Genomic DNA, 25,122 nt, shown 5'->3' with positions numbered 1-25,122 from the left:
CGAAATGGCTCTGAAGGTCGCGATTGTCGGCCGCCCCAACGTGGGCAAATCGACACTGTTCAACCGCCTCGTCGGCAAGCGCCTCGCGCTTGTCGATGATCGCCCCGGCGTGACCCGTGACCGGCGCTACGCCGACGGCAATATCGGCGACATGGATCTGACGCTGATCGACACGGCGGGCTACGAGGACGTCACCGACGACAGCCTGGAAGCCCGGATGCGCGAGCAGACCGAGGCCGCGCTGGAAGACGCCGAACTGGTCATGTTCATGATGGACGCCCGCGAAGGCGTCACCTCGCTGGACCGAATCTTCGCCGAGCGTCTGCGCAAGGTGCACAAGCCGATCATCCTGCTGGCCAACAAGTCCGAAAGCCGCGAGAGCGGCGGCGGCGTCGGCGAGGCGCACGCCCTGGGCTTCGGCGAACCCGTCGCCATCTCGGCCGAGCACGGCGAGGGCATGGCCGACCTGTACAAGGCCATCCGCACGGCGTCCGAAGACATCTTCATCGAAGAGATCGACGAGCCGGACAAGCCGATCCGTATCGCCGTGATCGGTCGTCCAAACGCCGGCAAGTCCACCCTGATCAACCGCCTGATCGGCGACGACCGCCTGCTGACCGGGCCTGAAGCGGGCATCACCCGCGACTCCATCTCGGTCGACTGGACGTTCGAAGGCAAGAACATCCGCCTGGTCGATACGGCCGGGATGCGGCGCAAGGCCCGCGTCCAGGAGAAGCTGGAGAAGCTGTCGGTCGCCGACACCATCCGCGCCATCACCTTCGCCGAAGTCGTCATCCTGATGATGGACAAGGACGACGCCTTCGACACCCAGGACCTGCAGCTGGCCGATCTGGTCGAGCGCGAAGGCCGAGCGCTGGTCTATGTCGCGTCCAAATGGGACCTGGAAGACGAGCCCCAGGCCCGTATGGCCAAGCTGAAGGGCATGGCCGAGGACAAGCTGCCCCAGCTGAAGGGTTCGCCCTTCGTGGCCCTGTCTTCGCACAGCGGGCGCGGCGTCGAACGCCTGATGCCGGCCGTGCTCCAGGCCTATGACACCTGGTCGGTCAAGGTGAAGACCAAGGACCTGAACACCTGGCTGTCCATGGCCACCCAGCGGCACCCGCCTCCCGCCGTGGACGGCAAGCGCATCAAGCCGAAATACATCGCCCAGACCAAGGCCCGTCCGCCCACCTTCGTGCTGATGGCGAACCGCGCCGAGTCGATGCCGGAGCATTACAAACGTTATCTGGTCAACTCGATCCGCGAGAGCTTCGACCTGCCGGGCACGCCGATCCGTTTGAACGTCAAGTCCAGCGGCGTGAACCCCTATGCCGAGGGCGGCGCCAAGTCGGGGCCGGAACGCTACAAGGGCGACGCCAAGACCGCGCCGCGCCGGATCAAGAAGGCCGAGAAGGAAGAGGCCCTGTCCAAACTGCCCGGCAAGGCGCTGGAGCAGAAGAAGACCCGCAAGGCCCAGCCCAAGGTGTTGGGAGGGCTGAAGTCCAGCGCGTCCAAGAAGGCCGGATCGTCGGTGGCGGTCCAGAAGGGCGCCCGTGGCGGCGCTCGTCAGGTCTCGCGTTCGGGCCGCATCCGCACCGGCCAGAAGGGCGGCGCAAAGAAGTGACGGCCAAGGCCTGAGGCATGACCGAGGTCGCGCCCGTCCTTCCCGACCGGCCGACCTCGCGCTGGCTGATTCTGGACGGGCAGGGGCGGGTGCTGCTGTTCCGGTTCCTCTACGCCGACGGGCCGATCGCCGGCACGGCCTTCTGGGCCACGCCCGGCGGCGGTTGCGAATCGGGCGAGTCCCATGCCGACGCCGCGCGTCGCGAACTGTTCGAGGAAACCGGTCTTGTTGTCGCCGATCCTGGGCCGGAAGTCGCTTGTCGCGTCGTGGATTTCCACCTGCCCGACGGCCGCCTGTCCCACGTGGACCAGCGCTTCTTTCTGCTCCGCACCGAAACCTTCGAGCCCTCGCCGACCGGCTGGACCGAGGAAGAACGTCGCGTCCTGATCGAGCATCGCTGGTGGACGGCGGCCCAAATTGCGGCGTCGGAAGATACGATCTGGCCGGACGATCTGCCCGAAATTCTATCGACGCTCTAAACCATCCGTCCACAGCATTCGCGAGCGATTTTCGCTTGCATTTAAACTTCTTGCCACGGCCTAAAAACCGGCGCTTGGATTTTCGCTCTACTGGAGCGATTTATGACAACCACCCCGATTTTCGATCTTCAAGCGGTTCAGAAGGTGCGCAAGGGCGCCGTCCTGATCGCCCTGCTGGCCCTGGTCGGCCTGACCATGGTGTCGCAGTCCGCTTTCGGCCTGGACAGCCCCATGCACGAAGGGGTGGAGGCTGTGGGTCTGGCCGCCATCGTCTTCGCCATCGTCGGTCGCGCCTGGTGTTCGCTCTATATCGGCGGGCGCAAGAAGGCCGAGATCGTGTCGCGCGGCCCGTATTCGATCAGCCGCAATCCGCTCTACATCTTCAGCTTTTTCGGCGCCTTCGGCATCGGCGCCCAGAGCGGCAGCCTGACCCTGGCGGCTCTGTTCACCCTCGCGTCCCTGGCGGTCTTCTATCTGACCGTTCGCCGCGAAGAAGCCTGGCTGGGCGCGACCTTCGGGGCCGCCTACGCCGCCTACAAGGCCCGCACGCCGCGCTTCCTGCCCAATTTCGCCCTGTGGCGCGATGAGGCCGAACTGTCGATCCGCCCGTCCTTCTTCCTGACCACCATCCGCGACGGTCTGGTCTTCCTTCTGGCCATCCCGCTGTTCGAAGCCATTGATCTGGCCCAGGCCGAAGGCTGGCTGAAGGTGCTGGCGCACCTGCCCTAGGCGGCTCGAACCCCGGCCAACCCCTCGACCGCCAGGGTCTCGCGCATCCGCGCCGCGTCCCGGCCCGGCGGCAGGCCGAACTGGCGGGCGTATTCGCGGCTGAACTGGGACGGGCTGTCGTAGCCGACCGCGAAACCCGTCTCCGCCGCCCCGTCGGCGCCGCTCAGCAGGCGGGCGCGGGCTTGTTGCAGCCGCACCTGCTTTTGGAACTGCAACGGGCTCATGGTCGTCACCGTCCGGAAATGCCGGTGGAAGGTCGACAGGCTCATCCCGGCCAGGTCCGACAGGGCCTCCAGCCGCATCGGCTCGGCGTAGTGGGCGCGGATCCAGTTGATGGCGCGGCTGACGCCTGACAGGCGGCTTTCGGCCGAGCCGATCTGGCGCACCGTGGCGGCGTGCCGACTGTGAAGCAGCCGCCAGACCAGTTCCCGCTCGATCATCGGCGTTATCACGGCGATCTCGTGCGGCCGGTCCAGCAGACGCAACAGGCGCGCCATCGGGTCCAGCAACTCGTCTTCCAGCCGCGTGACATGGATGCCCGACGGCGGCGGCTGGTCCGAGGCGGCGGGGGCGCCGATCTCCACCATCAGGCCGGCGATCGTCGCCGGGTTCAGGTCGAAGCTCAGGGCGCGGTACGGCGCTTCGATGATGCTGCCGCAGACCGGCAGTTCCGCCGACACCACTAGGCAGTCGCCGGCCCGATAGGAATAGACGGTCTCGCCCAGGATCGTCTGTTTGCCGCCGGACACCACCAGGCACAGCATGGGTTCATAGCCGACCGACACCATCCGCGTCGGCGCGTCGCTGCCATACAGGCGCAGGCCCGGCACGGCCGAGCGCGACAGGTCGGGCGGCGCATAGCGCGCGACGATGTCGCTCATTTCGGGCAAGAGGCTCATGTCCGTATCCAACGCCTGTCGTCGCGCCCGCGCAAGCGGCGGCGTGAGCTTTGACAGGATCGTGCAAGACTTCGCCTGGATCGCCCTAACGCCTGGAAGGCGAAAGCGCGTCTTCTCCGTCCCGTCAGACAAAGGAGACATCTCATGACCACCCCATCCCGGAAGACCTGGTTCGTCACCGGCGCCGCCCGCGGCCTGGGCGCCGCCATCGCCTGCGCCGCCCTGGACGCCGGCGACCGCGTCGTCGCCGCCGGCCGCAACCGAAGCACCCTGGTCGAGGCCTTCGGTCCCGACAGCGACACGGTCCTGTCCGTGGCGCTCGACGTCACCGACCCCGCCGCGATCGCCGCCGCCGTCGAGGCGACGGTTGCCCGCTTCGGCCGCATCGACGTCCTGGTCAACAATGCCGGCTACGGCCACCTCGGCCTGTTCGAGGAGACCCGGCCCCAGGACGCGCGGACCCAGTTCGACACCAATGTCTTCGGCCTGTTCGACATGACCCGCGCCGTCCTGCCGGTCATGCGGGCCCAGCGGTCGGGCCATGTCTTCAATATCTCGTCGATCGGCGGCCTGTTGGGCGGCGAGAGCGGCTCGATCTATTGCGCGTCCAAGTTCGCCGTCGAAGGCTTCACCGAGTCGGTCGCCGCCGAGGTCAAGCCATTCGGCGTCCGCATGACCATCGTCGAGCCGGGCTTCTTCCGCACCGACTTCCTCGATTCGACCTCGGTCCGCTTCGCCGACAGTGCCATCGCCGACTACGCCGAGGCCTCGGCCGCCCTTCGCGCCTTCTATGAGGGGCGCAACCAGAACCAGGCCGGCGATCCGGCGAAACTGGGCCAGGCCCTGGTGACCCTGGCGAATGCGGAAAACCCGCCCCTCCGCTGGTCGGCGGGCACGGACGCTGTCGCCGTGGTGGAGGGCAAGGCCGCCGGCCTTCTCAGCGAGCTGAACGCCTGGCGCGACCTGTCGGCCTCGACGGACGGAAGCTTCGCCTTCCGCGAGGAACCGGAGCTGGACACCGCCTGGAACTGATCAGACCAGCGCCTCCGTTGTCGGCGCCTCCCGCCAGTCGCGGAATCGCACCGCCAGCGGCGGCGTCAGGTCGCCCCGCGCCAGTTCGACCACCAACGGGCCGATCTCGGACGGGTGGGGCAGGGTCTGCGGGTCCTCGCCGGGGAAGGCCTGGGCGCGCAGGGCGGTGCGCATCCGGCCGGGATCGACGATGCTGACGCGGATCGGGGTGCTCTCCACCTCATCCGCCCAGGCCTTGACCAGGGCCTCGGCCCCGGCCTTGGTCGCGGCGTACATGCCCCAGAAGGCGCGGGGCGTCGTCGCCACGCTGGTGGTGAAATGGATGGCCCGTCCGGCGTCCGAGGCGCGCAGCAGGGGCTCCAGCGAGCGGATCAGCCGATAGACGCCGGTGAAATTGACCTTCTCGACCTTGGCGAACTCTCGCGGGTCGGCATGCGCCACCGGCGTCAGGCCGGACGGCCCCATGGTGGCGGCGGCGTTGACCCAGACGTCCAACTTCTTGAACCGTTCGAAAATCGCTCCGCCCAGTCGATCAATGGCCCCGCCGTCCAGCAGGTCGAACGGAACCAGGGTCGCGTGCTTGCCGGTCGCGGCGAATATGGCGTCGTCCAGTTCCTCCAGCCCGCCCTGCGTCCGCGCCGTGGCCACGACGTGCGCGCCCGCCTTGGCCAGGGCCAGCGCACTCTCATAGCCAATGCCGCGCGAGGCCCCGACAACGAGGGCGATACGGTCGTTCAGAGGGAGTTCGGACATGAGGCGCTGATAGCGCGGCCTTCACTCTCAAGCAAAGACTCGCGCGCGCCCTAGGCTCGGATCAGGCGCTGACCAGCAGCGACATCTGCCGCGCCGAAACCTCCCGGCCGCCTTCCTCGATCTCGCGATCCAGCAGGCGGGTGGGGTAGTCGCCGGTGAAATAGTGGTCGGTGTACTGGGGACGGGCGTTGTTGCGGCCCGTCTCGCCCATGGCGCGGTACAGGCCGTCGATGGACAGGAAGCCCAGCGAATCGACCTCCAGCAGTTCGCGCATCTCTTCCAGCGTCTTGTTGGCCGCCAGCAGTTGCGCCCGTTCCGGCATGTCGATGCCGTAGAAGTCGGGGAACAGGATCTGTGGGCTGGCCGAGCGCAGGTGGACCTCCCTGGCCCCCGCCGCCCGCACGGCGCGGACCAGTTTGACCGAGGTCGTGCCGCGCACGATGGAATCGTCGATCAGCACGACCCGCTTGCCTTCCAGGGCCGCCTTGTTGGGGCTGTGCTTCATCCGCACCCCCTTCTGACGGGCGCCCTGGCTGGGCTGGATGAAGGTGCGGCCCAGATAGTGGCTGCGGATGATGCCCATTTCGTAAGGGATGCCGCTTTCCTGGGCGTAGCCCAGGGCCGCCGGCACGCCCGAGTCGGGCACAGGCACGACGATGTCGGCCTCGACACCCCATTCGCGGGCCAGACCCCGGCCCATCTCCTTGCGGACCTCATAGACCGAGTGGCCGTTCACGACCGAATCCGGGCGCGAGAAATAGACGTATTCGAACAGGCAGGGACGGGCGACGCGAGCGGGGAAGGGCTTCAGCGAACGCAGTCCGTTCTCGTCGATCACCACGACCTCGCCGTGTTCGACGTCGCGTACGAAGGTCGCGCCCATCATGTCCAAAGCGCAGGTCTCGGAGGCCAGAACCCAGGCCTCGCCCACCTGACCCAGGACCAGCGGGCGGATGCCCAAGGGGTCGCGGGCGCCGATCATCTTGTGTCGGGTCTGGGCGACCAGGGCGTAGCCGCCCTCGATCCGCGCCAGGGCGTCGATGAATCGGTCGACGATCTTGGCCTTACGGCTGCGGGCGATCAGGTGAAGAATGACTTCCGAGTCCGACGTCGATTGGAAGATGGCGCCTTCGCTGACCAGCTGGCCGTGCAGGAATTTGAAGTTGGTCAGATTGCCGTTGTGGGCGATGGCGATGCCGCCCTGATCCAGATCGGCGAACATCGGCTGTATGTTGCGCAGGAAGCTGCCGCCGGCGGTCGAATAGCGGGTGTGGCCGACGGCCGCGCGGCCGGGCATGCGGGTCATCAGGTCGGCGCCGCCGAAGGCCTCGCCCACCAGGCCCTGGTGGCGTTCGGTGTGGAACCGCTCGTCCTTGACGCTCGCGATGCCGCAGGCTTCCTGGCCGCGGTGCTGCAGGGCGTGAAGGCCCAGGGCGACGATGGCCGAGCCTTCGTCCTCGTCCGCCCCCCAGACGCCGCAGACGCCGCACTCCAGCCGCAGCTGGTCGTCCTCCGGCTCGCGCCGGTGCTCGCGGTGAACGACAGGATCGGCGATATGGTGGCGCATCGTGGGGCTCCGATGACCGGGGGAAACTTAAGGGGCGGCTTCGCGCGGCGAGTTAGTCTCGGATTGCGTCCGAGGCAAGGCTTCGTCGTTCGAAAACCCTTTGCGCACGGACGAATCCACCACAGGCGTGATCGCATCGGCGCCCCGCCCGATCCCGGGCAGGATGATCTGGATGGCGCGGGCGCCCACGGCGCTGACCTTGTAAAGGGCCGCTTCGCTCAGCCAGCGCGGCGTCCGCTCGCCCGGCATGGCTGCGACGATGACCAGATGGACGGCCCCCAGCAGCACCAGAGCCCGGCCCGCGCCGACGAACACGCCGATGAACCGGTCGATCCCTCCCAGCTGCGGATGCGCCTGCGCCCGCTTCGACAGGAAGGAGCCGAACAGCCGGACGCCGAAATAGACGATGAAGAAGGCGACCACCGCCGCCAGTACGGTCCCCGCCCAGTCCGGGTTCACCAGGGCGCGCCCCAGGATCGCCGTCCACGGCAGGGTCACCAAGGCCACCAGCGCGGCCAGCATGGCGCTGAGCAGGGTGATGATCTCACGCACCCCGCCGCGCACCCAGCCGGCGGCGGCGGAGAACAGGATCACCACGATGGCGAAGACGTCGTAACCGGTCACTCAGGGGTCCAGCGGCTGTTGCGTGCGTCTAATAGCGGTTTTGCGAGATTCGTTCGACCACATCCGTCAATCGCGTCGCAGACGTCACCTTGACCCCCTTGGTCTTGCCGCCGTTCTGGGCCAGGGGCGGGCACAGCACATGTTCAAAGCCCAGCTTCTGGGCCTCCCGAACCCGCGCCTCGGCCCGTCCGACGCTGCGAACCTCGCCCGACAGACCGATCTCGCCGAACACGACGCAGCCCTGGGGCAGGGGCATGTCCAGGGCCGAGCTGATCAGGGCCGCCGCCGCCGCCAGATCCGCTGCCGGCTCATTGATCCGCAGGCCGCCGGCCACGTTCAGATAGACGTCCTTGTCCCCGAACCCGAGGCCGCACCGGGCCTCCAGCACCGCCAGCAGCATGGCGAGGCGCCCGGAGTCCCAGCCCACCACCGCCCGTCGCGGCGTACCATAGGCAGAGGGCGCCACCAGGGCCTGAATCTCGACCAGCACCGGCCGCGAGCCCTCGATCCCGGCGAAGACCGCCGCGCCGGGCGCCCGGTCCTTGCTGTCGCCCAGGAACAGGGCCGACGGATTGGCGACTTCCCTCAGGCCGCTGTCGCCCATTTCGAACACCCCGATCTCGTCGGTGGCGCCGAACCGGTTCTTGCCGGCGCGCAGGATGCGGAACGGATAGCCGCGCTCGCCCTCGAAGGTCATGACGGCGTCGACCAGATGTTCGACCACGCGCGGACCGGCCACCTGGCCGTCCTTGGTCACATGTCCGACCAGAACCACCGCCACCCCTTGGGTCTTGGCCAGTCGCACCATCTCGCCGGCGCAGGCCCGGACCTGGGTGATCGAGCCGGGTCCGCTTTCGTGGACATCGGACCAGAGGGTCTGGATCGAATCGACGATGACGATGTCGAACTGTTCGCGCTTCAGGGTCCCCAGGATGTCGCGCAGCGCCGTCGCCGCCGCCAGATTGACCGGCGCCTGTTCCAGCCCCATCCGCTTGGCCCGCGCCCGGATCTGCTCGACCGCCTCTTCGCCCGAGATATAGGCGATACGGGCGCCGCGCAGGGCCGCCTTGGCCGCCACCTCCAGCAACAGGGTGGACTTGCCCACCCCCGGATCGCCGCTGAGCAGGATCGCCGAACCCGGCACCACCCCGCCGCCGCAGACGCGGTCGAACTCGGCCACGCCTGTGGTGATACGCGGCGGCTCGGGGGTGTCGGACTGAAGCGTCTCGAACTGCAGGCCGCGCCCGCGCGCCGCGGCGGCCGCCGACGGCTTGATCGCCCCCGGCGGGGCCGACCGGCTCTCTTCCGTCAAGGTGTTCCACTGTCCGCACGACGCACACTGGCCCGACCATTTGCCATGCACCGAGCCGCAGGACTGACAGACATAGAGGGCGGAATCGCGAGCCATGGGCATCCTTTAGCAGGCCGAACGGAGAACGGGGCCGTCCAATCCTGTCGCCCTTTGCGCTATCGCCACGTCATTTCCGGTCGCAACCGCAACCTTTGCCGTAGTTGCGGGTTGAGATCGTGTCGCAGATGGCTTGCGTCGCCAGGCGACGTAACGTCAATATCGCGTATCGCCCACACTGTTTACAGGCTTGTCCATGACCGAACCGACCACCCCGCCGACGCAACCCGCTGTCGATCCGGCCCTGATCGCCCGCGTCAAGGGCATCATCCTGCAGCCGAAGACCGAATGGGCGCGCATCGACGGCGAGTTCGCCACGACCCGCAGCCTGTTCACCCGCTACGCCATGATCCTGGCCGCCATCGGCCCGATCTGCAGCCTGATCGGCGGCCAGCTTCTGCCCCTGTTCGGCACGCCCATGTCGATCCTCGGCGCGCTTCTGATCGCGGTGGTCAGCTATATGCTGTCCCTGGTCGCCGTCTATCTGCTGGGCCTGATCATCAACGCCCTGGCCCCCAGTTTCGGCGGGACCAGCGACCCGGTCCAGGCGATGAAGGTGGCGGTCTATTCCTATACGGCCGCCTGGCTGGTCGGGGTCTTCGGCCTGATCCCCATGCTGGGCGTCCTGGCCATCCTGGGCCTCTACAGCTTCTATCTGCTGTACCTGGGCCTGCCGATGCTGATGAAGGTCCCCGCCGACAAGGCTATCGGCTACTTCATCGTCACGGTGATCCTGGGCCTTGTCATGAGCTTCATCATCAGCGCCATCGTCGGCACGATCGGCGCCAGTTTCGTGGTCGCCGGCGCCGGCATGGCGGCCATCACCGGCGGTTACTGACCGCTATAGGCACGGGGCACGCGGGCGGTGACGGCGGTCAGCAATTCGTAGCTGATCGTCCCCGCCGCCTCCGCCGCCGCGTCCAGGGGGCGATTGGCTCCGAACAGTTCGACCCGGTCGCCGACCGCGACCTCCAGACCGGTCACATCGACCGTGCAGACGTCCATCGAGATCCGGCCCAACAGCGGCCGGGTCTCGCCCGCGACCCAGACCGCGCCGCGCAGCCCATAGGCCCGCAGAACCCCGTCCGCATAACCCGCCGCCACCACCGCCGCCCGCATCGGTCGTTCGGCCACGAAACCGCGCGAATAGCCGACGCTCTCGCCGGCCGGCACATCGCGGACCAGCAGGACTTCCGCCGTTAGCGTGGCGACCGGGGCGATGCGGTCGTCCGGCCGCCCCTCAGGTCCACCGCCGTACAGGCAGACGCCCGGCCGCACTGCGTCGAAGGCGAAATCCGGCCCCAGGAAACAGCCGCCCGAGTTGGCGAAGGACCGTGTCACGCCCGGATAGCGTTCAACCACCCCCGCGAACCGGTCGCGCTGGCGCCGGTTCATCGGCTGATCCGGTTCGTCGCCGCAGGCCAGGTGGCTCATGACCAGGCTCAGCCCGTCAAAGACCTCCGGCGCATCCTCTGGCCGGAAGCCCAGCCGGTTCAGGCCGGTATCGATCTGAATGCCACAGGCCCCGCCGCCGGCCTCGGCCCACGCCTTCATCTGCGCCGGCTGGTTCAGCACGGGCCGCAGGTCCGCCGCCTTCAACAGCTCCGCCGCCTCGCCGTGACAGCCGTCCAGCACATAGAGGACGGGCTCCGCGCCCAGCACCGTCCGCAGGGCCGCGCCTTCACCCGCCCGCGCCACGAAAAAGGTCCGCGCCCCTTCCGCCATCAAACGTCTCGCACAGGCCTCGGCCCCCAAGCCATAAGCGTCGGCCTTGACCACCGGATGCACCGGCACGCCGGTCACGGCCTCCAGTGTGTGGAAATTGCGGGCGAGGGCGTTCAGATCGACGGACAGCAGGGCGGGGGAGGGCATGGCGGCCCTTATTGGCGCAACTTCTCGACGATGGAAGGCCTGACGCCGATCAATCCTCGTCGCTGAACGGCGGCGGCAGCTGTCCGGACTTGAAGATGATGGTCGGCTGCTCGTCGTAATCGCCCATCTCGGTGTCCGCCGAGACCGAAAAGGCCACCACGCCCAGCCGCAGGGGCGCCATGCGTTCGGCCTTGCGCCGCGCCTCCTCGGCGTCCTTGCAGCCCACCTGCGGCTCGGCCTTCAGCCCCTTGCCGCGCCCCTGGACATAGGTCTGGAGAATATAGACGGTTTCGCTGGCCATCCGCACCCAAGGGGCCTGTTCGCGCCCGAGGTCAACCGCCGCCGTCTATTCGTAGCTGACTTCCTCATAGCCGTGCGCCAGGTTGCCGAACCGCACCGTCTCGGCGTCGAAGGCCAGTTTGACGATGCCGATGGGGCCGTGGCGCTGCTTGCCGATGACGACCTCGGCCTGGCCCTGCAGCCGGTCCATGTCCTGCTGCCATTGCAGGTGTTCCTCGGTGCCCTCGCGCGGCTCGGCCCGGCCCAGGTAGTAGCTTTCGCGATAGACGAACATCACGCAGTCGGCGTCCTGCTCGATCGAGCCGGATTCGCGCAGGTCGGACAGTTGCGGCCGCTTGTCTTCGCGCTGTTCCACCTGACGCGACAGCTGGGACAGGGCGATGATCGGCACCGACAGTTCCTTGGCCAGGGCCTTCAGGCCGCCGGTGATCTCGGACACCTCCTGCACCCGGTTCTTCTGCCCGCCGCTGTCGCCGGTCGTCACCAGTTGCAGATAGTCGACGATGATCAGGTCCAGCCCATGCTCCATCCGCTTCAGCCGTCGCGCCCGCGCCGCCAGCTTGGACATGGACAGGCCGCCGGTGGCGTCGATGTACAGGGGGCTCTCGCCGATCTCGACCGCCGCGTCGCGCAGCTTGCCGAAGTCGGTGGCGTCGATCTCGCCCTTGCGGAGCTTGTCGGAGGATACGCCCGAGGCGTCGGCCAGGATCCGCATGGCCAGCTGTTCGGCGCTCATTTCCAGTGAATAGAAGGCCACCACCCCGCCGTTGACCGTCTTGCGGCCCTCCGGCGTCGGCTCCCACTGATAGGCGCGGGCCACATTGAAGGCCATGTTGGTGGCCAGCGCCGTCTTGCCCATCGAAGGACGGCCGGCGAGGATCAGAAGGTCGGAGGGGTGCAGTCCGCCCAGTTTGCGGTCCAGATCGTTCAGCCCGGTCGCCAGCCCGGCCAGCTTGCCTTCGCGCTGATAGGCTTCGGCCGCCATCTGAACCGCGCCGGACAGGGCGTGGGAAAAGCTGACGAAACCGGACGACGGCTTGCCCGTTTCGGCCAGAGAATACAGGGTCTGTTCGGCCTGTTCGATCTGTTCGTCGGCGGGCGTGTCCGGATTGGGCGCCTCCTTGATGATCTCGCCGCCGATGCGGATCAGGTCGCGCCGCAGCGCGGTGTCATAGACCACCCGCGCATAGTCCGGCGCATTGGCCGCCGGCGGCGCCCGGTCCACCAGATCGGCGAAATAGCGCAGGCCGCCGAACTCCTGGAAGGCCGGGTCCTGCTTGAACCGCTCCATCAAGATGGTCGGCTCGGCCAGCATCCCCTGGCGGATATGATCCTCGATCGCCTCGAACAGCCGCTGGTGGAAGGGTTCGTAGAAATGCGAGCCGCGCAGGCGGTCGCTGAGCCTTTCGAACACGCCGTTGTCGAACATCAATGCGCCCAGCAGCGCCTGTTCCGCCTCCAGGTTATGAGGCATCGAGCTGACGCCGCTGGAGTCCATCGGCGAGGACGAGAAAGGCATGGGGGCGAACGCGTTCATTGTCTTAACGCTCTAGCCCTGACACGCGCCTGCGTCAGTCGTGGACGTTGCTTCGACCGTGGACAGATCGTCCACCCTGTGGGCGAACCGAAATTCCTCAATCGCTGGGGATCATCCCTCCTGCGCTGAGCGCGGCGAAGGCGAGGGCCAGAACGCCCATTTCAGCGCGACGGCCTGACCGACCGCGCGCGCCAGGGAACCCTGTCGTTCCAGCAGATAGGCCGTCGTGACGATTCCCCACACCCATGCGGAAACGGCCAGACCTCTCCAGCCATTGTCCCAGTGAATGCCGATGACATATCCGGCGAAACCGGCCGCGGCACCGGGCCACAGGCGTTTCAGGAATTGCTGCGACACCTGAAGCGGCAGAATGGTGAAGACGGTTGCTTCGACGGTCATGACGACCAGCACAAGCCCGGCCAGAACCCAGGGCGGATGCCGCTGGATCGTGGGCGCGACATGACCCGCGGCGGCCGGCAGTAGGAGCCCGAGAACGACCACGCCGACCGCGATCGCCAAGCCGCCGCCGACGAATATCGCCACCGACCGCAGAACGTTCCTGCGTGATGTCCGGAGGGTCACGCGGGGCAGGGATATTTCTCGATCATCCATTCCCGCATGGCCTGGGTCACGCTGATGTTCCGGCGGGCTTGAGGAATGGTGTTGAACCGGCCCAGGATTTCGTCCGGCGAGAAGCCGACCTTGTCCGGCATGCAGCTCGCGGGCGTGCGTCCCGCCGCGGTCGCCGCCGTCTGTTCGGCACGCACCGTCCGCGCCGCGCCGCGAAACTCGCCCATCAGCCGCCGGGTGTCGGATCGGAGCAGGGCGGTGGGATTCTGAGGAATGCCGGCGGCGGTGGTCAGGAACTCCTGCACCGTCATGGCCTGCGCCGCCCCCGCGACCAGCGACAGGGCCAAGGCCCCCGCGATGATTTTGGCCTTCATATCGATCCCCTCCGAACACGAAGCGCCAGATTGATCGGCGATATGTGGCGCAACGGGGGCGCGAACGCCGTGCGGTTCTGAAGCTTTGGTAATCTTTCCGTCCTGGATACGCGCCAACGAAAAAGGAGCGCTCTCGCGAGCGCCCCTATTCCTCGTTTCAGAATGGATCAGAAGCTGTAGCTGAGCCGCGCGTACAGGAAGCGGCCGTTGAAGCCGAACGGCGAATAGCTGGGGAAGCCCACCGACCCGGTCGCCCCGTTCAGGGCCGCCGGCGTATATTCCGGATACTCGTCGAACAGGTTGTTCACCCCCACCGCCAGACCGACCCCGTATGGGAACTGATAGCGGCCTTCCAGATCGATCAGGGTCTTGTCGCCGGTCTCGTAGTCCAGGCTGGCGGCGTTGTTGGCGACCAGGACGCTGGCGTAATAGGTCGCCTTGGCCGACACGCCGAAACCGCCCAGGCTCCAGTCGATCCCGCCGACCACCTTGGTCTTGGGCGTGCCCTCCTCGAACGCCAGGATGTTGGACCGGTCGAACAAGAAGAAATCCGACGTCGGAATGCCGATGGAGGGCGTCTCCGGCGTCTTGTCCACCGTCGTCTCGTTGTAGTTTCCGGCCAGGGTGAAATCGAACCGACCGAGCGTGTCTGTCGGGAGGCGATACCGACCGACCACATCGATACCCTTGGTCGTGGTGTCGACGCCGTTCAGGAAGAAGCGGGCGGCGCTGACGCCGAAGGGCGCCAGCAGGGTCTGGACCGCCGTGGTGGTCGCAGCCGACTGGCTGGGGCGCGTCGTCCCCAGGCTCTCGGAATAGATGATCCGGTCTTCAAGCTCGATCTGATAGGCGTCGATGGTCAGTTCGAATCCGCCGGACCGGAACACCGCCCCCACCGAATAGTTGACCGAGGTCTCGGGCTCGAGCGGCTTGGAGCCGAGGGCCAGGGCCACGGGGTCGTCCACGCGGAAGGTGCCGGCCTGGATCAGGCTGGTCACGGGCAGGCCGCCGATCAACTGGGTCACCAGATTGGTGGCGGTATAGCTGAAATACTGCTGCTGCAGGGCCGGGGCGTGGAAGCCGGTGGAGACCGCGCCGCGCAGGGCGAAGGCCGGCGAGAAGTCGTAGCGCGCCGAGACCTTGCCGGTGAACTGGTCGCCGAAATCGGAATAGTCTTCGTAACGGCCGGCCACGCCGACCGTCAGCCCCCGGGTCAGCTTGCCTTCCAGATCGATATAGGCGCTCCAGTTGTTGCGATCCTCGTCCGCCGCATTGGCGGGCGAGAAACCGGGGAAGCCCTGGGCCCCGCCACCGCCGGCGCTGGGTCCGCGATTGTACGAGGCGGGTTCACCGGCATAGACCTCGAAACGCTCGGTCCGGTACTCGACCCCGAACGCCAGGTTGACCGGTTCGATCAGCCCGAACTCCAGCGGCCTGACCCCATCGACACCCAGCGTCAGTTGGTCGTACTTCAGCCCCCCGGCGTCGAACTCCTGCTGCGACGCCGCGCCATATGAGGCGTTCAGCGAGTTGGTGACGCGGTAGTCCAGCACATTGCGCCCGTAGCCGACCGAGACGTCCCAATCGATCCCGGCCGCCTCGCCCTTGAGCCCGCCGTACAGGTTGTAATCGACGATCTCGGTATTGATCAGCGGCAGGAAGCCGTCGGGATAGATGGCCAGGACATTGTTGGCGTTGTTGTAGGCGCGGGCGGTCGCGCCGGATTCGCTTTCCTTGTGCTGGATGCCGCCGAAGGCATAGGTCTCCCAGTCGGCGTTGATCGGCTTGCCGGCGTTGAACCACAGCGACTGTGACTCCACCGCCGGATCGCCGAACCGTCCCAGGACCGTGTTCGTCGACGTGTTGCCGACCACGGCCGATGGCGCGGCGTAGTCCGAACGGTTGGTCGGATCGCGTTTCTGCAGCTCGCCTGACACGGTGACGAACCCGTCCTCGCCCAACGGCAGGCCGATCCAGCCGGCCAGGGATGTCTGCTCGCCGTCCGTGGCCTCGTGCGATCCGCGCGCGGTGTCGTATTGGGTGTCGTAGCGCCCATGGTTCAGCGTCAGGCCGCCGCCGTCGCGGGCCTGGCGCAGACGCAGGTTGATCACGCCGGCGATGGCGTCGGAGCCGTACTGGGCCGAGGCTCCGTCGCGCAGCACCTCGACGGAGCCCAGGGCGACCGAGGGAATGGTGTTCAGATCGAAGGCCGTGGATCCGCGTCCCAGGGCGCCGTTCACATTGACCAAGGCGCCGACGTGGCCCCGCTGTCCGTTGATCAGCACCAGGGTCTGATCAGGGGCCAGACCGCGCAGGGTCGCCGGGCGGACGTGGTCGGAACCGTCCGAAATGGCGGGGCGGGGGAAGTTGATCGACGGAGCGGCGGCGGCCAGGGCGGCGGCGGTCTCGGTGCCCGTCCCGCTGCGGGTCAGGGTCTCGCCGGTGATCACGTCCACGGGGGCGATCGTGTCCAGCCGGGTCCGGCCCACGGCGCGCGTGCCGGTGACGATGATCTCGCCGATCTCAGCGGCGTCATCCGTCGGCGTCGCTTCCTGGGCGAAGGCGACCGGGGCGCACATCAGCGCGCTGGTGGAGACGAAGGCCAACAAGGCGGAACGACCGGAAATCAGCATGACTATCCCCAAACGAAAGCGGCCTGTTGGGAGGGGCGACGACCGGCCACGATTTCGACACCCGGGCCGGGATGGGCGACGCAATAAAATGGTCGCATGAAGGACGAATCCTGACCTTAATTGAGACTGTTCACCGCTTTTTGTGCAGGTCAAGAAAGGAGTTTGCGTAAATCCTTCGTCTTCGCACCAAGCCGCGGCGGTTGTTGCAAACTTGTCATGGATTGCGAGGCGTCTCGCCTAGGGGATGACGCAGCAAAAAGGGCGCGTCCCTTGCGGAACGCGCCCCTGATGTTTCCGGCGATCCGACCCCGAAGGGTCGGGTCAGGATCAGGCTTCGTCGCCGAAGCCTTCCTGTTGACCGGCGCCGCCTTCGATCAGTTCCTGGGCCGATTGCTCGGCGGCCTGGCGCTCATCGTCGAACTGGCTGCGGATCACGTCCTCGCCCTTGGCCTGACGCTCGGCTTCATCCATCGAACGGGCGATGTTGATCTTGACCGATGCGCGGACCTCGGCGTGCAGGCGGACCGGCACTTCGTGGACGCCCAGGTTCTTGATCGCCGTGTTCAGGACGATTTGCGAACGCTCGACCTTGCCGCCTTCGGCCTGGATGGCCTCGGCGACGTCGCGACCGGCGACCGAACCGTACAGGTGACCGGTTTCACCGGCCTGACGGATCATGATGTAGGTCTGGCCGTCGATCTTGTCGGCGACCTTCTGTGCATCGGCCTTGTTCTTCTCGTTGCGTTGCTCGATGGCGACGCGGTCGAGTTCGAACGCCTTCAGGTTGGCGGCGGTGGCCCGACGGGCCTTGTCGCGCGGCAGAAGGAAGTTACGGGCGAAGCCGTCCTTGACGGACACGACGTCGCCGATGGCGCCGAGATTCTCGACGCGTTCCAGCAGAACGACCTTCATCTTACTTCACCACATACGGCAGGAGGGCCAGATAGCGGGCGCGCTTGATGGCCTTGGCCAGTTCACGCTGCTTCTTCTGGGAGACGGCGGTGATGCGCGAAGGCACGATCTTGCCGCGTTCGGAGACGTAACGCTGAAGCAGCTTCACGTCCTTGTAGTCGATCTTCGGCGCATTGGCGCCCGAGAACGGGCAGACCTTGCGGCGGCGATAGAAGGGGCGGCGGCCGGCGGCGCCGGAGCCGGCCGGGGCGCCCGGGGTCGGGGCGGTGGTGTCGGTCATGTTCCGGTTTCCTTATTCGGCGTCAGCGGCGGCGTCGTCGCGCGGGGTGCGCTCGCGCTCACGCTCGCGTTCACGCTCGCGGCGGGCCAGCAGCGGCGACAGTTCCAGGTCGAGTTCCTCGACGCGGACGGTCAGCCAGCGCAGCACGTCTTCGTTGATACCCAGCTGACGCTCGACTTCGGCCATGGCGGCCGGAGGGGCGTCGACGGCCAGCAGCGAATAGTGAGCCTTGCGGTTCTTCTTCACGCGGTACGTCAGGTTGCGCAGACCCCAGTACTCGATCTTGGCGACGGAACCGCCACCTTGCACGATCAGGTCCTTGATGGTGTCGTTCAGCGCTTCGGCCTGCTGCGCCGAGATATCCTGGCGCGTCATGACCGTGTGCTCGTAAAGAGCCATGCGGTAGTCTCCCTTGTGGGCGTCGGCGTGGAAACGACCGGGTAAGTCGATCCCCACGATGGCTCCTGGCGCGGCGGCCGGACCGAACGTCCAACCCTTTGGTGTTCCACGACAGGACCGAAGCCCTGGAAAGGCGGGGCCTATAGGGGAAAAGGGGCGGGGAGGCAAGGATTGCAATGCCCAGCGTGAGCCGTTCCTGCTTGCCTCGGAGCGATCCAAAAGCGAGAGCGGTGGAGGAGGGCAGGGCGCTGCCCATTTAAAAGAACAGGGTCAACATTTAAGTGTGTTGCGCTCGTTGCGCGTAGTTTCTTGGTGGCCAATACTTCGACGACTGGGTTCCAGCCCGGGGTGGCATGAAGGGATGGATATGGATCAGGAAATGCTTCACGCGGCACAACAGGCGGCCTGGGCAGGTCAATCAGCTGCTGAAGCTGCTTGGTGGGGTCTTTTGCTGAACGGAATTGCCGCGAGTGCGGCAGTAGGCGCTCTCTGGTATGGCGTTATTAAGGGCGCACAGGCGGCCAAGCTGGACCGCCTCAAAATTGGTAGTGTATGCTATAGTTTAGGATCTGACTTGGAGGTTATTGCGTCAAGCTATCTTGGTGATGACGGGGACGTGGCTGCTATTAAAGTAAATGCGGAACACCTTATAAAAAGTGGAGCTATAAGTCGCGCCAGACGACAATTAGAACTTGCATCGACCATTATTATTCCTGACGCAAAGGCGCAGGATGAAGTCGGGTACATGGCTATGATCCTGGATTTCATTGAGGATGACATAGCGAACGGTGGTGACGGACGGGGCGACGCGGGTGAGATTCAACACGCTGCGGATCACTTTAAAACGCTCAGCCACAAATATCTGGGACGCTTTCATCCATATCCAAGTCATCGGCCGGTGCATTTGAAGCCGCTTTAGCTGCGTAGATCGAATGGAGCTGTGTTGGACGAGTTCTGGAAACAGGAAGCGCCTGGCTGGCTTGTGGCCCACAGCCAGCCCGCCTAAACCAACCCCATGCCGAAGCTGACGTCAGCGGTCGATCCGCAAAGCCCCAAATACAAGTCCCTGCACGCGCACAACAGCGCCCTGGTCGCCGAGCTTCGCGACCATGTGGCCCAGGCCGCGCGCGGCGGGTCAGACAAGTCGCGCGAACGGCATGTGGCCCGCGGCAAGCTGCTGCCCCGCGACCGGGTCGAGCGGCTGCTGGATCCCGGCTCGCCCTTCCTGGAGGTCGGTCAGCTGGCCGCCCACGCCATGTACGACGGCGAGGCCCCCGGCGCCGGCCTGATCGCCGGAATCGGCCGCGTCTCGGGCCGCGAGGTGATGATCGTCGCCAACGACCCGACGGTGAAGGGCGGCGCCTATTTCCCCATGACGGTGAAGAAGCATCTGCGCGCCCAGGAGATCGCCGAGCAGAACCGTCTGCCCTGCGTCTATCTGGTCGATTCCGGCGGCGCCAATCTGCCGCACCAGGCGGAGGTCTTCCCCGACCGCGACCATTTCGGCCGCATCTTCTTCAACCAGGCCCGGATGAGCGCCCGTGGTCTGGCCCAGATCGCCTGCGTCATGGGCCTGTCCACCGCCGGCGGCGCCTATGTGCCGGCCATGTCGGACGAGACGGTCATCGTGCGTAACCAGGGCGCCATCTTCCTGGCCGGCCCGCCCCTGGTGAAGGCCGCCACCGGCGAGGTCATCTCGGCCGAGGAACTGGGCGGGGCCGAGACCCACGGCCGTCGTTCGGGCGTGGTCGACCATGTGGCCGAGAATGACGAACACGCGCTGGAGATCGTCCGGTCCATCGTCGCCAATCTGAACACGACCAAGTCCGTGGAGATGGACGTGCGCGAACCTCGCGCCCCGGCCTTCGCCGCCGAAGAGCTTTACGGCCTGATCCCCGACGACGTCCGCGCCCCCTATGACGTGCGCGAGGTCATCGCCCGGCTGGTGGACGGCTCAGAGTTCGACGAGTTCAAGACCCTGTACGGCTCGACCCTGGTGTGCGGCTTCGCCCGCATCTGGGGTTATCCGGTCGCCATCCTGGCCAACAACGGCGTCATCTTCTCCGAGAGCGCCCAGAAGGGCGCCCACTTCATCGAACTGGCCTGCAAGCGCAAGATTCCGCTGCTGTTCCTGCAGAACATCTCGGGCTTCATGGTCGGCGGCAAGTACGAGGCCGGCGGCATCGCCAAGGACGGCGCCAAACTGGTCACCGCCGTCGCCTCGGCCGAAGTGCCCAAGTTCACCGTCCTGATCGGCGGCAGCTTCGGCGCCGGAAACTACGGCATGTGCGGCCGCGCCTACTCCCCGCGCTTCCTCTTCACCTGGCCCAACAGCCGGATCGGCGTCATGGGCGGCGAACAGGCCGCCAGCGTCCTGGCCACCGTCCACCGCGACGCGGAGACCTGGAGCGCGGAAGACGCCGAGGCCTTCAAGGCGCCGATCCGTCAGAAGTACGAGGACGAGGGCAATCCCTATTACGCCACCGCCCGCCTGTGGGACGACGGCGTCATCGACCCGGCCCAGACCCGCGACGTCCTGGGCCTGGCCATTTCCGCCAGCCTGAACGCCCCGATCCCGGAGACCACGTTCGGCCTGTTCCGGATGTAACCTATTCTTCCGCCCCCCGTTGCAACGCGGACCCTCAGTTTGGAGATGACCATGGCCGATCAACCCACCGACGCCGACCTCAACGCCCTGGACGTCACCGACGCCGAGGAAGCCGAGATCAACCGCATCGCCCATCCGCTGCTGGCCGACGCCGCGCCGGACGCCAATGACGACCTGGTGCGGATCGACGCCACCAGCGACGGGGTGGTCTTCATCACCCTGGACCGGCCGGAGAAGAAGAACGCCTTCGACGCCGCCACCATCGCCGCCCTGCACGAGGCGTTCGAGACCCTGCACGGCGCCGACCACGTCCGCCTGGTCTTCATCCGCGGCGCGGGCGGGACCTTCAGCGCCGGGGCTGATCTGAACTGGATGCGCGACGCCGCCGACTGGTCCGAGGCCGACAATCGCGACGACGCCCTGGGCCTGGCCCGGATGCTGAAGGCGCTGCACGACGTCCCCGCCCTGACCGTCGCCCTGGTCGAGGGCGCCGCCATGGGCGGCGGGGCCGGCATCGTCGCCGCCTGCGACATGGCCGTGGCGGTCGAGGGCGCGCGCTTCGCCTTTTCCGAGGTCAAGCTGGGCCTGATCCCCGCGACCATCGCTCCCTATGTCATCGAGGCCATCGGCGCGCGGCGCGCGCGCCAGCTGTTCCTGACCGGCAACAGTTTCGACGCCGACTACGCCGCCCACGCGGGCCTGATCGACTTGGTCCTGCCCGAGGGCTCGGTGGACGAGTTCATCACCATGCTGACCGACAGCCTCAGCGGCAACGCGCCCGGCGCCATGGGCGAGGCCAAACGCCTGGTCAACGACATCGCCGGCCACAAGATCGACAGCGGCCTCTTGGACGACACCGCCAAACGCATCGCCCGCGCCCGCGTCTCCCCCGAAGGCCAGGAAGGCGTCCGCGCCTTCCTGGACAAGCGCAAACCCGACTGGGCGGTTTAGGGGCCGGGCTAGCCTCACAGGCCCCCTCCGTCTCGTCGGCTTCGCCGGCGATCCACCTCCCCCAAGGGGGGAGGAATGCGAGCACCGAAATCCTCCCCCCTTGGGGGAGGTGGCGCGGCGCAGAGCGCCGTGACGGAGGGGGGCGAACGGCCCCAACTGTCACAATGACGCTGGTCCTAACCCTACGAATTCAACGGCTTGACGATTTCTCGCCCCGACTTCCGCGCCGGGGTTTCTGCACCCCCTATAATCACTCCCGGTCTCGTCGCTTGGAGGGCTCGTAAGGCCTGCGACCTTGCGGCGGCGGGAGCGGATGGAACGGGAGCGGGGGTGCAACTCCCCCGCGCCGACGGCGACACATGGTGCGCCGTCGGAGGGTCGAGGGGGATACTCGACCGTACTCGGGACGGTTCTTCGCAGGGACCGCCGACCCGTCGCAGGCTTATGGGGTTAGGCGATAAGACCGCCACCGCTCGGCGCCCCGAGCTTGCAGGCCAACCACCCGCGCGGGGCGTCAAACCTTCGTCGAAATGGTACTCAAAACACCAAACTCCGGGCGAAGGCCCGGCGCCCCGCCCAGCCCTTCACTTCCAAAGGGCCTTCAACTCCGCCGAAAGGACGGAGCGCCTCCGTTCGTCTGCACGACCCCGAGGGAACGGGCTGAAAGCTTGTCCGTTGATGTCGCGCCGACGCCTTGATGCGGCCCGAAACACGGTGCGGTATGGTGTGGCTTGAAGCCTGTTCTCCTCGGATGATTATGCAGACCCGATCGATCGTGCTCGCCGCCGCCCTGGCCCTGTCGGCCTGCGGCAATGCCACCAATTCCAAGGCGCAGGAGGGCGAGTTCGCCCAGCCCACGCGCACGGCGCCTAGCGACGCGGCGGGAATGAAGTCCAGCTTCGCCCCCGTGGTGCGATCCGCCGCGCCCGCCGTGGTCAATATCTCGGCCCGCAGCGTGCAACGGGTCCAGGCCGATCCCTTCTTCCAGTTCTTCGGCGGCGGCATTCCCCAGGCGCGGGTGGCGGAATCGGTCGGGTCGGGCGTGATCGTCCGCTCGGACGGGATCGTCGTCACCAACAACCACGTCATCGACGGCGCGCAGCAGATCAAGGTCGTGCTGAACGACCGGCGCGAGTTTCCCGCCACCGTCATCCTGGCCGACGAACGCAGCGACATCGCCGTGCTGAGGCTGGAGAACGTCAGCGACCGCCTGCCGGTCCTGGCCATCGACGATCAGGAAGAGCAGCAGGTCGGCGATCTGGTCCTGGCCATCGGCAATCCGTTCGGGGTCGGCCAGACGGTGACCAACGGCATCATCTCGGCCCTGAACCGGACCGAGACGGGCATTTCCGACAGCGGCTCCTTCATCCAGACCGACGCGGCCATCAACCCCGGCAACTCGGGTGGGGCGCTGGTGGACATGGACGGCGACCTGATCGGCATCAACACCGCCATCTTCTCGCGCTCGGGCTCCTCGGCCGGGGTCGGGTTCGCCGTGCCGGCCGCCATGGTCAAACGGGTGGTCGATTCGGCCCTGGGCGGGGCCAAGGCCGTGGTCCGGCCCTGGCTAGGGGTGAAGGGCGACACCGTCACCGGCGACATCGCCGGCAGCTTGGGCCTAACCCGGCCGCAGGGGCTGGTGGTCACCGACGTCTACGCCAACGGTCCCGCCGCCCGCGCCGGCATCCGCCAGGGCGATGTGATCACCGCTGTGGACGGCCAGGAGATCAACGACCAGAACGGGCTGAACTACCGCATCGGCTCGCGGAACCCCAACGACCAGGTCCAGGTCGCCATCCTGCGCGACGGCCGGCCCCAGACCCTGACCGCGCGGGTCCAGACCCTGCCCGGCGACGCCGATCCGGACCAGGGGGTGACCATTCAGTCCGGCCCCTTCGCCGGCGCCGAGGTTGTGGCGCTGAACCCGGCCCTGGCCGACCGGCTGGGCGGCGATCCGTTCGCGACGGGCGTGATCGTGACCGGCGTGTCGGGCCGGGGCTACGCCGCCCGCGCCGGCTTCCGCCAGAACGACCTGATCGTCAGCATCAACGGCCGCGCGATAGCTTCGGCGCGCGACGTCGAAGCCGCCGGCGCCGGCCGAGGGCCGTGGGAAATCGTGGTCAATCGCGGCGGGCGCCAGATTCGGGGCGTGTTGCGGTAAGGGGCCGGACAGAGTCTTCGATCACAGGCCCACACAAACGGGTGAAAAGCCTTTGGCGAACGCCTACATAGGTCGCACCCATGAGCGACTTGTTCGAAGCCTCCGGCATATTGCCGCCCGACGCCCCCCTGGCCGACCGGCTGCGTCCGCGCACGCTCGACGAGGTGGTGGGCCAGGATCATCTGTTGGGCGCCGGCGGGCCGATCCGGCGGATGATCGAGGCGGGGCGGCTGGGCTCGATGATCCTGTGGGGGCCGCCCGGCACCGGCAAGACCACCATCGCCCGGCTGCTGGCCCAGGCGGCGGGCTATGAATACCAGTCGATCAGCGCCGTCTTTTCCGGCGTGGCCGATCTGAAGAAGGCGTTCGAGGCGGCGCGGATGCGGCGGGCGGCGGGGCAGAGCACCCTCTTGTTCGTCGATGAGATCCACCGGTTCAACCGCGCCCAGCAGGACGGCTTTCTGCCCTTCGTCGAGGCCGGGGTCGTCACCCTGGTCGGGGCCACGACCGAAAACCCCAGTTTCGAGCTGAACGGGGCGCTGCTGTCGCGGTCTCAGGTCTATGTGCTGAAACGGTTGGACGATGCGGCGCTGGATCAGTTGTTGACGCGTGCCGAGTCGCATATGGAGCGGCCCCTGCCGCTGGCGCCCGAGGCGCGTCAGGCCATGCTGGCCCTGGCCGACGGCGACGGTCGCTATCTGCTGACCATGTCGGAGGTGCTGTTCGACCTGCCCGAAGGCGAGAGGCTGGACGTGCAGGGGTTGGCCGGCGTGCTGCAACGCCGTGCGCCCGCCTACGACAAGTCGAGAGAAGAACACTACAACCTGATATCCGCCCTGCATAAATCAGTGCGGGGGTCGGACCCGGACGCGGCCCTGTACTGGCTGGCGCGGATGCTGAACGGGGGCGAGGACCCGCTGTATCTGGCGCGGCGGATCGTGCGGATGGCGGTCGAGGACATCGGCGAGGCGGACCCCCTGTCGATCCTGGTCGCCAATGCGGCCAAGGACACCTACGACTTCCTGGGCAGCCCCGAGGGCGAGCTGGCCCTGGCCCAGGCCGTGGTGCACCTGGCCACCGCGCCCAAGTCGGTGGGGGTGTACGAGGCCTTCAAGGCGGCCAAGAAGGCGGCCTATGAGACGGGGTCGCTGATGCCGCCGGCCCATATCCGCAACGCCCCGACCAAGCTGATGAAGTCGCTGGGGTACGGGAAGGGCTATCAGTACGACCCCGACACGCCCGAGGGTTTCTCGGGCGCGAACTTCTTCCCCGACGAGATGGAGCGCCGCACCTTCTACAAGCCCAAGGGCGAGGGGCATGAGGAGAAGGTCAAGGCGCGGCTGGAGCGCTGGGCCGAGATGCGGGCTCGGATGGCCAAGGACGCGATGGTGGACGGGGCAGGGGACTGAC

General features: G+C 67.0%; 24 protein-coding genes. 10 read left to right on the top strand and 14 right to left on the bottom strand.

Annotation, left to right across the window (positions count from 1 at the left end):
- Window positions 1–4: 4 nt before the first annotated feature.
- From der to GGR11_RS04380, 3 genes are all read left to right on the top strand, one after another.
- Entirely contained in the window at window positions 5–1,624 is a 1,620-nt protein-coding gene (gene der / locus GGR11_RS04390) for a ribosome biogenesis GTPase Der (protein WP_008259997.1), read from the top strand.
- Between the two features lie 17 nt (window positions 1,625–1,641).
- Window positions 1,642–2,103, top strand: coding sequence for an NUDIX hydrolase (locus GGR11_RS04385; protein ID WP_183195564.1), 462 nt, complete (start codon window positions 1,642–1,644; stop codon window positions 2,101–2,103).
- Window positions 2,104–2,205: 102 nt separating this feature from the next.
- On the top strand, window positions 2,206–2,832 hold the full coding sequence (locus tag GGR11_RS04380; protein ID WP_183195563.1) for a methyltransferase family protein: 627 nt from the start codon (window positions 2,206–2,208) through the stop codon (window positions 2,830–2,832).
- On the opposite strand, the gene GGR11_RS04375 is transcribed toward GGR11_RS04380, so the two are convergent.
- On the bottom strand, window positions 2,829–3,731 hold the full coding sequence (locus tag GGR11_RS04375; RefSeq protein ID WP_221205088.1) for an AraC family transcriptional regulator: 903 nt from the start codon (window positions 3,729–3,731) through the stop codon (window positions 2,829–2,831). The genes GGR11_RS04380 and GGR11_RS04375 overlap by 4 nt on opposite strands.
- A 144-nt stretch (window positions 3,732–3,875) precedes the next feature.
- Between GGR11_RS04375 and GGR11_RS04370 the strand changes: the two genes are divergently transcribed.
- Window positions 3,876–4,763 (top strand): oxidoreductase, encoded by an 888-nt coding sequence (locus GGR11_RS04370; protein ID WP_183195562.1) that lies wholly within the window; start codon window positions 3,876–3,878, stop codon window positions 4,761–4,763.
- Here GGR11_RS04370 and GGR11_RS04365 read toward each other — a convergent pair whose 3' ends face one another.
- The 4 genes from GGR11_RS04365 to radA all read right to left on the bottom strand — a co-directional run bounded on the left by GGR11_RS04365 (window position 4,764) and on the right by radA (window position 9,115).
- Entirely contained in the window at window positions 4,764–5,516 is a 753-nt protein-coding gene (locus GGR11_RS04365; protein WP_183195561.1) for an SDR family NAD(P)-dependent oxidoreductase, read from the bottom strand. It abuts the gene before it with no gap.
- A 61-nt stretch (window positions 5,517–5,577) separates the two neighbouring features.
- Entirely contained in the window at window positions 5,578–7,083 is a 1,506-nt protein-coding gene (gene purF, locus GGR11_RS04360) for an amidophosphoribosyltransferase (RefSeq protein WP_183195560.1), read from the bottom strand.
- A gap of 27 nt (window positions 7,084–7,110) precedes the next feature.
- Window positions 7,111–7,707 carry a CvpA family protein gene (locus tag GGR11_RS04355; protein ID WP_183195559.1) on the bottom strand — a complete coding sequence of 199 codons (597 nt, stop codon included), beginning with the start codon at window positions 7,705–7,707 and terminating at the stop codon, window positions 7,111–7,113.
- A gap of 28 nt (window positions 7,708–7,735) precedes the next feature.
- Window positions 7,736–9,115, bottom strand: coding sequence for a DNA repair protein RadA (radA, locus tag GGR11_RS04350; RefSeq protein WP_183195558.1), 1,380 nt, complete (start codon window positions 9,113–9,115; stop codon window positions 7,736–7,738).
- Window positions 9,116–9,311: 196 nt separating this feature from the next.
- On the opposite strand from radA, the gene GGR11_RS04345 reads away from it, so the two are divergent.
- Complete coding sequence (locus GGR11_RS04345) at window positions 9,312–9,953, top strand: Yip1 family protein (protein ID WP_183195557.1); 642 nt, start codon at window positions 9,312–9,314, stop codon at window positions 9,951–9,953.
- Here GGR11_RS04345 and alr read toward each other — a convergent pair.
- The 9 genes from alr to rpsF all read right to left on the bottom strand — a co-directional run bounded on the left by alr (window position 9,947) and on the right by rpsF (window position 17,992).
- The gene (gene alr / locus GGR11_RS04340) at window positions 9,947–10,987 is read right to left on the bottom strand and encodes an alanine racemase (protein ID WP_183195556.1); all 1,041 of its coding nucleotides are present in this window, start codon (window positions 10,985–10,987) and stop codon (window positions 9,947–9,949) included. The two genes, GGR11_RS04345 and alr, sit on opposite strands and share 7 nt — an antisense overlap.
- A 49-nt stretch (window positions 10,988–11,036) precedes the next feature.
- Window positions 11,037–11,288, bottom strand: a complete 252-nt coding sequence (locus GGR11_RS04335; RefSeq protein ID WP_183195555.1) for a hypothetical protein — start codon at window positions 11,286–11,288, stop codon at window positions 11,037–11,039.
- A 45-nt stretch (window positions 11,289–11,333) separates the two neighbouring features.
- Window positions 11,334–12,824: a replicative DNA helicase gene (locus GGR11_RS04330; RefSeq protein ID WP_183195554.1), complete on the bottom strand. Its 1,491-nt coding sequence runs from the start codon at window positions 12,822–12,824 to the stop codon at window positions 11,334–11,336.
- A 111-nt stretch (window positions 12,825–12,935) separates the two neighbouring features.
- Complete coding sequence (locus GGR11_RS04325; protein ID WP_183195553.1) at window positions 12,936–13,367, bottom strand: hypothetical protein; 432 nt, start codon at window positions 13,365–13,367, stop codon at window positions 12,936–12,938.
- A 35-nt stretch (window positions 13,368–13,402) separates the two neighbouring features.
- On the bottom strand, window positions 13,403–13,768 hold the full coding sequence (locus tag GGR11_RS04320; protein ID WP_183195552.1) for a hypothetical protein: 366 nt from the start codon (window positions 13,766–13,768) through the stop codon (window positions 13,403–13,405).
- A gap of 167 nt (window positions 13,769–13,935) precedes the next feature.
- Window positions 13,936–16,401, bottom strand: coding sequence for a TonB-dependent receptor plug domain-containing protein (locus GGR11_RS04315; RefSeq protein ID WP_183195551.1), 2,466 nt, complete (start codon window positions 16,399–16,401; stop codon window positions 13,936–13,938).
- 327 nt (window positions 16,402–16,728) lie between these two features.
- The gene (gene rplI, locus GGR11_RS04310) at window positions 16,729–17,313 is read right to left on the bottom strand and encodes a 50S ribosomal protein L9 (RefSeq protein ID WP_008261897.1); all 585 of its coding nucleotides are present in this window, start codon (window positions 17,311–17,313) and stop codon (window positions 16,729–16,731) included.
- Between the two features lies 1 nt (window position 17,314).
- Complete coding sequence (rpsR, locus tag GGR11_RS04305; protein ID WP_008259463.1) at window positions 17,315–17,593, bottom strand: 30S ribosomal protein S18; 279 nt, start codon at window positions 17,591–17,593, stop codon at window positions 17,315–17,317.
- 12 nt (window positions 17,594–17,605) lie between these two features.
- Window positions 17,606–17,992, bottom strand: coding sequence for a 30S ribosomal protein S6 (gene rpsF / locus GGR11_RS04300; protein WP_040349448.1), 387 nt, complete (start codon window positions 17,990–17,992; stop codon window positions 17,606–17,608).
- Window positions 17,993–18,359: 367 nt separating this feature from the next.
- Between rpsF and GGR11_RS04295 the strand changes: the two genes are divergently transcribed.
- The 5 genes from GGR11_RS04295 (at window position 18,360) to GGR11_RS04275 (ending at window position 25,121) form a co-directional block, all read left to right on the top strand.
- Window positions 18,360–18,911, top strand: a complete 552-nt coding sequence (locus GGR11_RS04295) for a hypothetical protein (protein ID WP_183195550.1) — start codon at window positions 18,360–18,362, stop codon at window positions 18,909–18,911.
- 96 nt (window positions 18,912–19,007) lie between these two features.
- Entirely contained in the window at window positions 19,008–20,600 is a 1,593-nt protein-coding gene (locus GGR11_RS04290; RefSeq protein WP_183195549.1) for a carboxyl transferase domain-containing protein, read from the top strand.
- 51 nt (window positions 20,601–20,651) lie between these two features.
- Window positions 20,652–21,551 (top strand): enoyl-CoA hydratase-related protein, encoded by a 900-nt coding sequence (locus GGR11_RS04285; RefSeq protein ID WP_183195548.1) that lies wholly within the window; start codon window positions 20,652–20,654, stop codon window positions 21,549–21,551.
- A gap of 757 nt (window positions 21,552–22,308) precedes the next feature.
- On the top strand, window positions 22,309–23,712 hold the full coding sequence (locus GGR11_RS04280; protein WP_183195547.1) for a Do family serine endopeptidase: 1,404 nt from the start codon (window positions 22,309–22,311) through the stop codon (window positions 23,710–23,712).
- 80 nt (window positions 23,713–23,792) lie between these two features.
- On the top strand, window positions 23,793–25,121 hold the full coding sequence (locus GGR11_RS04275; RefSeq protein ID WP_183195546.1) for a replication-associated recombination protein A: 1,329 nt from the start codon (window positions 23,793–23,795) through the stop codon (window positions 25,119–25,121).
- Window position 25,122 lies beyond the last annotated feature (1 nt).

Origin of the sequence: Brevundimonas mediterranea, from assembly GCF_014196125.1 — a bacterium.
GTDB classification, from domain to species: domain Bacteria; phylum Pseudomonadota; class Alphaproteobacteria; order Caulobacterales; family Caulobacteraceae; genus Brevundimonas; species Brevundimonas mediterranea.
The sequence above is the reverse complement of the archived record's forward strand: the minus strand, read 5'-3'. Positions and strand labels throughout refer to the sequence as shown.